This window comes from Stenotrophomonas pictorum JCM 9942, from assembly GCF_001310775.1.
In the GTDB taxonomy this organism is placed as follows: Bacteria; Pseudomonadota; Gammaproteobacteria; order Xanthomonadales; family Xanthomonadaceae; genus Stenotrophomonas; species Stenotrophomonas pictorum.
On the sequence record NZ_BAZI01000405.1, the window covers coordinates 1 to 2,254 of the forward strand.

Annotated in this window: 1 protein-coding gene and 1 pseudogene; both read right to left on the reverse strand. The window is 67.9% G+C overall.

Annotated elements, in window-relative coordinates; genetic code table 11:
- Positions 1 to 1,061, reverse strand: a pseudogene (gene mutL, locus JCM9942_RS14330) (DNA mismatch repair endonuclease MutL); the annotation flags it as partial.
- A 204-nt stretch (positions 1,062 to 1,265) separates the two neighbouring features.
- Positions 1,266 to 2,254, reverse strand: a 989-nt coding sequence (locus JCM9942_RS14335) for an N-acetylmuramoyl-L-alanine amidase (RefSeq protein WP_256202393.1), incomplete at its 5' end; no start/stop codon positions are given.

Sequence of the window (2,254 nt, forward strand, 5' to 3'; positions counted from 1 at the left end):
CGGCGCGGCCCCCTGCCCGACCGCATCGGCCGGATGCGACGGCGCGATCGCACCAGGTTCCATGCCCGCGCGGGTTTCAGCCAGCGCCTCCTTGAGCGTGCGATAGACGAAATCGTGGATCAGCCGCGCATCGCGGAAGCGCACTTCGTGCTTGGCCGGGTGCACATTGACATCCACCCGCGCCGGGTCCAGTTCCAGAAACAGCACATACGCCGGCTGCCGGCCGTGATAGAGCACGTCGCCATAGGCCATCTTCACCCCATGGCTGACGCTGCGGTCGCGCACCGGGCGACCGTTGACGTACAGGTACTGCTGGTCGGCACTGGCGCGCGAATACTGCGGTTGGGCGATCCAGCCGTGCAGGCGCAGGCCGGCGGCGCTGTGGTCCACCCGCAACGCCTGCCGGGCGAAATCCTCGCCCAGTGTCTCGGCGAGACGGACATCCGAATACAGGTCGCCGGGCTTGTAGCGGCGCGAGGCCTTGCCGTTGTGCGAGACCCGCAGCTCGACATCCGGCCGCGCCAATGCCAGCGAACGCAGCCACTCTTCGATATGGCCCAGCTCGGTGCGCTCGGCGCGCAGGAACTTGCGCCGTGCCGGCACGTTGTAGAACAGCTCGCGCACCTCCACGGTGGTGCCCGGCGCATGCGCACGCGGCATCACTTCACCCAGCGTGCCGCCTTCGATCTGCAAGGCGGCGCCATGCTCATCAGCGGCGCGCCGCGAGGCCAGGGTGAAGCGGCTGACCGAGGCGATCGATGGCAACGCTCCCCGCGGAAACCCAGTGTCGCCACCGATTCTAGATCATCCAGGCTGGCGATCTTGCTGGTGGCATGGCGCGACACCGCCAGCGGCAACTGCTCGGCGGCAATGCCACCGCCGTTGTCACGGATGCGGATCAGGCGCACCCCGCCTTCTTCAAGATCGATATCGACGCGGGTGGCACCGGCGTCGAGCGCGTTCTCGACCAGTTCTTTGACCACCGATGCGGGCCGTTCGACCACTTCGCCGGCGGCGATCTGGTTGATCAGGATCTCCGGCAGCGGACGGATCGAGTTCATACCGCACCGCCGGTAGCGCACGCCACAGTCAAGGTCGATGAGGGAAGTCGGGAGGAAATCAGGCTGACATCATGCATGCGCAGATGATAGCCGAGCCCGGCCAGCCCACCGCGCCGCAAGCGGACTTTGCAGCCCTGTCGGCAGCGCCGTTAAACGGCAAACGGCCGCCCGAGGGCAGCCGTTTGAACAGACACCGGCGAAGGCTTACTTGCTGCCGCCGGCCACGGTGCCGGCGGAGGCATCCATTTCCGCCTGGGCGCGGGCGGCGAACAGCGTACCCGGCGGCGGTTGGCGACTGAAGAAAGTGTGCACGCCATCGAGCACCGCGCTGGCGATACTGCGCTGGTAGGCCGGATCGATCAGCCGGCGCTCTTCATCCGGATTGGAGATGAAGGCCGTTTCCACCAGCATCGCCGGCATATCCGAGGTCCGCAGCACGGCGAAGTTGGCCCGCTCGATGTTCGGCTTGTGGTTTTTGCCGATGCGCTTGAGGCCACTGAGCACGTGATTGCCCGCGTCCTCGGAGGCCTTCATGTTGCCACTCTGGGCCAGATCCAGCAGCACGTTGGCCAGGGTGCCTTCGGTGCGGTTGAGGCTGACGCCGCCGATCAGGTCGGCCGCGTTTTCCTTGTCCGCCAGCCAGCGGGCGCGCTGCGAGGACGCGCCCTTGGTGGAGAGCACATACACCGAGGACCCGGTGGCCGAGCGGTTTTCAGCCGCATCGGCGTGGATCGAGATGAAGATGTCGGCCTTGGCCGCACGGGCCCGCTGGGCGCGGTGCGGCAACGGGATGAATACGTCGGTATCGCGGGTCAGGAACGCGCGCAGTCCGGGCGTGGCATTGACCTGCCGCGCCAGTTCACGCGCCACGGCCAAGGTCACGTCCTTCTCGCGCTTGCCGGTCGGGCCGATCGCACCGGGATCCTGGCCACCATGTCCGGGGTCGATCGCCACCACCAGGGCGCGCATACCCGGCTGCATGCGGATACGCGAGGCATCGCTGGGCATCACGGGGCGCGGCGCAGTTGCGGCAGCCACCTCCGGTGCGGCCGCAGCAGCGGCTTGCGCGGTCGGGACGGGGCCCGGCTTGCCAGTGGCAATGGTGGTGGGGACGGCTGCGCCCTGGCCATTGAGAATCGCCGCCGGCGATGAGGGTTGGCTCTGCGGCGCGCTGACGGCGACAGGTGGCAGGG